This is a genomic window from Paenibacillus sp. JT31N11, assembly GCF_056269285.1.
Map to the genome: position 1 here is coordinate 1 of NZ_JBWDNQ010000047.1, position 5,404 is coordinate 5,404.

Annotated in this window: 3 protein-coding genes and 2 pseudogenes; 3 read left to right on the top strand and 2 right to left on the bottom strand. The window is 43.7% G+C overall.

The genetic code is table 11. From position 1 onward, the window contains the following. Positions 1 to 532 precede the first annotated feature (532 nt). Positions 533 to 859 (top strand): hypothetical protein, encoded by a 327-nt coding sequence (locus tag AC0YNV_RS40375; RefSeq protein WP_475773083.1) that lies wholly within the window; start codon positions 533 to 535, stop codon positions 857 to 859. A 284-nt stretch (positions 860 to 1,143) separates the two neighbouring features. Here AC0YNV_RS40375 and AC0YNV_RS40380 read toward each other — a convergent pair whose 3' ends face one another. Next, the gene (locus tag AC0YNV_RS40380) at positions 1,144 to 2,148 is read right to left on the bottom strand and encodes an LLM class flavin-dependent oxidoreductase (RefSeq protein WP_475773084.1); all 1,005 of its coding nucleotides are present in this window, start codon (positions 2,146 to 2,148) and stop codon (positions 1,144 to 1,146) included. A gap of 824 nt (positions 2,149 to 2,972) precedes the next feature. After that, positions 2,973 to 3,518 (bottom strand): annotated as a pseudogene (locus tag AC0YNV_RS40385) (TetR/AcrR family transcriptional regulator). 562 nt (positions 3,519 to 4,080) lie between these two features. Between AC0YNV_RS40385 and AC0YNV_RS40390 the strand changes: the two are divergent. Together AC0YNV_RS40390 and AC0YNV_RS40395 are read left to right on the top strand one after the other, a co-directional pair. Further along, positions 4,081 to 4,527, top strand: a pseudogene (locus tag AC0YNV_RS40390) (transposase); the annotation flags it as partial. Between the two features lie 697 nt (positions 4,528 to 5,224). Beyond that, a partial coding sequence (locus AC0YNV_RS40395) for a TetR/AcrR family transcriptional regulator (RefSeq protein ID WP_475773085.1) occupies positions 5,225 to 5,404 on the top strand: 180 nt, incomplete at its 3' end.

Below are 5,404 nucleotides of genomic sequence, written 5' to 3' on the forward strand. Positions count from 1 at the left end.
CCAGCTAGCAGCTTAATCAATACATTTACCGTTTCGTTGTACGAGTTTTGGCTTATTCGCGGGATTTCAAAGAAAGCACGGCGTACCGGATGCGTTAAACCAAAGGGCACCGACCCGTACCGATAGCAAGACCGGCCTCCACCCCTTGGACAGGTGTAACGAAGGAATGAGAGGGCATCGACCCGTTGAGACATGGGAGTGAAAACCTCCAGGGGCAGCGTGGAGAAACGTGCAGAATATGGAAGAACATGGGAGGGAATAGTCGCCCCCTCTATTTCCTCACGCCTTCATGTTGTCCAGGTCTACCACGTGAGTTCTCTTACTATCTTTCTGTATTTCTGGCAAGGGTGAAATCCTGCGAATAAGCGAGCATTCGTGAGAAAACTTAATCGTACCGAGGGAGTTTAACGCGCCCTAAGCTAAGAAGTTTTTAAGCGAGATTGGCTTAATGACAGTCGGTACTAGGATAAAACGGAATCGTTTTTTGGAGGATCATAGATAAAATGTAAAAAGTATTTGACATACGGGGTTGGTGAATTTCTACCGGTGGCTTCAACGTGATACTCTTGGTGTCGTTGACGATTTTATACGCTTGGCGATTCCGCTCGGAGTCGTCATGACCGCTTTGACATGGGGACCCCAACATCAGGGTTTCAGCCCGGACGACGAATTAGGCAAAATGATTCAATTGAAGAGCGCAAGAATCAGTTACCACGCCCTTCTAATTGCCCTGGTTATCGTTCTCGTTGTCGAGAAGTATGTGAATGGACAAGACAACATTCCGTTAAGCCTCATTCTGAGCTTCGGCTTGGCCGTGTACCCTGTTGCCGAGTTTCTGAACTCTAGGAGATATAGATAAAGAGGTAAGCTCCACTTCACTAGCATCTTTAAAAGCCGTTGTTGCAATAAACTGCCCGTTACTTCAAGGAGATGCATGGATGGCTAACGGGAACGATAGTGGAGGAGCTTGCTTCGAGGCAGCTCCTCTTTAGTTTATTGAAATAACGAGCATTTTAGTGGGATATAGTAGGCTTAACTCAGTTCGCGAATGACTCCTAGAACAAACGAAGGTCGCTCCAAAACCGGGGACTCGTGAAGTGGCTGCCTAAATCGTTGTTGAATTTCATGCTGACCCTTTTTTGTTTACTTCATTCCAAAAGCTTTTGCAATGAGTCGATAGGATCGAAGTCTGGCTTCGAAATCATGAATTGGAGATAACAGGAGCAATTCGTTGGTCTGATACTCCTCAGCCATCTGGGAGAGTCCGCGTTTTACTTGCTCGGGATTGCCGACCACTCGTTTTGCACGACCAGCCTTAAGTTTTTCAAGTTCTTCATCTGTGTAGGGGTATTGCTCGGCTGTTTCGACTGTAGGGAAGAATGGTATTTCCTTACCCTTTGCCAGTTCTTGATAATAAAAACCTACGCTGGAATCCAGTTTCTGTGCTTCCTGTTCGGTGTCGGCGCAAATGACAATGACAGCAGCCAAAGACTGTGGCTTGCTCTTCATTCCTGAAGGCTTAAATTGCTCGCGATACAACGCTGTAGCTTCAGGGCCGCCAGTAGCAAAGATAATAAAATGGGCAAACGCATAAGAAGCACCTAACTCAGCAGCAAGTTCGGCCGTTTTGCCGCTTGAACCAAGCAACCACAGCTCTGGTACTGTTGGCACGGACGGAGAAGTAATAATATCAGGAAATCGATGATCTGCCGGTACTGCATCATGCAGATAAGCAACGAGATCAACAACCTGTTGCGAATAGTTAGTTTCTAGTTGGTGGCCTTCTTGAAGAACGCTTGTTGCTAAGGGAAGACTACCGGTTGCGTGGCCAATACCTAAATCAATTCGGCCGGGGTACAGAGCTTCCAACAGCTTAAAGTTCTCGGCAACCTTATATGCACTGTAATGGGGCATCATGATACCGCCAGAGCCAACGCGAATCCGGTTGGTATGTGAAGCCAGATAACCAATTAGTACCTCTGGGCTTGAGTGAGCGAGTCCTTTGGAGCCATGATGCTCGGAAACCCAATAACGGGAGTAACCAATATTATCAGCTTCAATTGCTAAACGGGTAGTAGTTGCAAGGGTCTCGGTAGCAGTATGGCCCTCTCCGACAAGAGATTGATCTAGTATTCCAAGTTTTAACATAATGTTCACCTCAAAGTCTTTTTAGCCGAAATTTCGAATAAAAGGCTGCAGCTATTTATCGCGGTCAGAACGAATCATGGCTGTCTTGATTTATTCGATAGCCTGAATTCGCGAAAGCGGATATTTGACCCAAAATCCATCTCTTTCCTTTTAACAGGGTGCCCTGAAAAATGCATATTGATGTATTGTTGCACAACTGTGTCTTATTATAAACGGAAATAGAATCACTTCAATGTCCAAATGACGACGATGTGTGTATTAGTGCACAAATTGCTTGATATTGTGCGATTATTAAGGAAGGTTGGAGGATAAAATGTCTAAAGCTGATAGAAGAATACTTAAGTCACAAGAAGTAATAAAAAGCGCACTTATTGCATTAATGGCTGAAAAAAATTAGATCAAATTACACATAAGATACTTCAGCGATCGTTAATGTTATTCTTTTGGGGCGATTTATTTAAAGTTTGAATATTAAATAATCGAAGAGAACTGGTGCTCATGAGGTTTGGCCAACTAAGGAATAAGAGCATCATCGATTCCATGGCGCTTGAGCCAGGATAGGAAAAAGCGAAAAAGATGGGAACCTACTGAGAGCAGTAACCATGCCCGCGGCTAATGGCCCTCATTGTTATGACCGGTTAAGTAGGCTTCACACCCAGAAAGCGGCGACCAGGGTATCCGCTATTTTTATTATGGAATTGGACCAAGCGCAACGATCGCCCGACAGCGCTGGCAGGTGCTAAATCCGCTGGGCAGGTGACGGGCACATAATTTCTAAGCAGGCGTGTCCAGTTTAGAGAAACACTCGTTCCTTTCACAACCAACTATAGATTCCTATCTAACAAAAATCCCATTTGGCTTGCCACAACATGAGCTGGATCCGATAATCCATTGTTAAGCCACGTTTCGACTACCCCTACGACGGCTGTTCCAAGAAAATTTAATAATACATCCTTACTTAAACCCTGATTTACTCCTTTGGTTACATCTACGTAATGCTTTAATCGTTCGATAACAAATTCAAAGAAACGGTCGCGAAAGGAAGCTACTTCTTTACTTTGTAACATAGATGAAAAAAATGCATAATTACGCTCTAAGTAATCAAACCAAATGGAGCCACCGTCAGCAAAATTCATATCGGATGCCGATTCACAAATTTTCCTTAGTTCATTAATATGTTCCAGGATGAGTTGATCCAGCAGATCATACTTATCCTGATAATGAAGATAAATCGTTCTCCGACCCACATTAGCCGTGTCGGAAATATCTTGTATTGTAATTTGATCGAAATTTTTTTTTTACATCAATTCAATAAGAGCGCTCTTTATTGCTTCTTGAGACTTAAGTATTCTTCTATCGACTTTAGACATATTATCCCCCAACTTTCTTAATACTTGGTGCACTAATGCACCAATCGTCTTCATTTTTGTCATTGAAGTGATCCAAATACTGTTTGTAATTATACACAGTTGCGCAGCAATACATCAATATGCATTTTCAAGGCGCCCTGTTAAGAAGAAAGGAACTATCAGAAGTAATAAATTGCCTGTATCCCTATGCTGCTTGCCGTTCCACAGCATCGCTTGTTATGCGGGATCATCGTCCCAACCAGCTTTAAACATGGTTTCCACAAGTAGGGGGCGAACAGTTTTAGCGACGGGATTACCATTTTCCACGGGTACGATCGTTCTACCCTGCTATCTGTACGAAACTCCTTCGAAAAAGAGTTCAACCAGTAATAACTGGCTGAACTCATAATACGACGGGTATGATAGCGCAACAACCAGGTCATTAAAGTAACGGGCACTATAGCACAATACAAACATGAGACAGCCGACCACGATCGATCGGCTGACTTTGTTCAACTAAGGAGACAATAGCATCATGACACCAGGCTGCCAACAAAATTGGCGGTCTGTTCCACTAACTTGGTTATACATCAACCTCCTCCTTCAATACCAAGAGCATCTGTCCCACCTTAAAAATAAGCTCGATGCTCTCGCTAAAGAAGTTGAGGAATTTAGAATGATCCGGTCAATACCCGGGATCGGTGGCAAAATCGCGGCAACGGTTTTGTCTGAAATCGGGGAGATCAGCCGGATTAATCACGCCAAGAAAGTAGTTGCCTTTGCAGGCGTAGACCCTAGTGTCTTTTCGTCAGAGAAGTTTACCGCCACCACCAATCGCATCACGAAACGTGGCTCCGAGCAGCTGAGGCATAGCTTTTATCTTGCGGTCATATGTGGGTTAAAGAATTCCCGGAATAAAAAGCTTCGTGAATACTACGATATGAAGCGTGAAGAAGGAAAACCATACCGAGTCGCCGTTGTTGCCTTTATAAACAAGCTCCTACACTGGATCTATGCTATTTTAATTTAGCTTAAGAACCACACTTTCCATAAAGACCAAAAACCTTTCAACACTCATAAGGAGGGCTCTTAACCATGCCCATTTTTCAGTATAGTGCTTTTGCTTCTAAAACTTAAGAGAAAAATCTTGACAAGCTATTAGCTGGTTTTAGCTGAATGATGCTACAGAAAATAACTATGAGATATGGGCGATAGCGTCAATTTCCAACTATGACGGGTCCCATTGTAGCAGGTGCTATCGTTCTAGCGGGATATGGCAGTGTAAAATACTCCTTATAAACTTGATTGAAGGAGTTGAATGCATCACCGTCACCTAGATATACGGTTACTGTAACGCGTCCGATAATTTCGCCCCGGACTCCTCCTGAATTGCTTTAATGTTGTCCATTGTTCTTCTTACTTGTACTTCAAGAGTGTCTCCAACCAACGCGATCGAAAGGTCCCTGCAGTTTGTCTCTTCATCCTTACACCTCGCTACGAAAGAATTTAGGCTGATCGCATCTGGTTGCAGAAGAATCTACCCTTATCTTATCAAGATTCCCACAAATGGATACTATTTACTTTGCGGTTCAATCCGTAACGTACCGATAAACCCCATTGCTGCGGGCTACAGCTCAACTCAAAATAATTCTTTACTGATCGTTCTCGATATGATAATATGGGTTTGCGGACAGGAGCTAGGGCAGCAAAAGGGCGTGAGAATGATCATGGCGAGAAGCAAAGAGTATGAAATCAACGTGGTATTAGACAAGGCAATGGACTTATTCTGGCGGCAAGGCTACGAAAAAACCTCCATACAGGAGCTTGTCGACGGCATGGGTATTCACAGAAGAAGCTTGTATGATACGTTCGGAGACAAGCATCAGTTATTTATGGATGTCTTGAAC

Bases quoted from the DNA above. Each gene is read 5' to 3' on its own strand.
- AC0YNV_RS40380 (WP_475773084.1), bottom strand. From the start codon at position 2,148: ATGTTAAAACTTGGAATACTAGATCAATCTCTTGTCGGAGAGGGCCAT.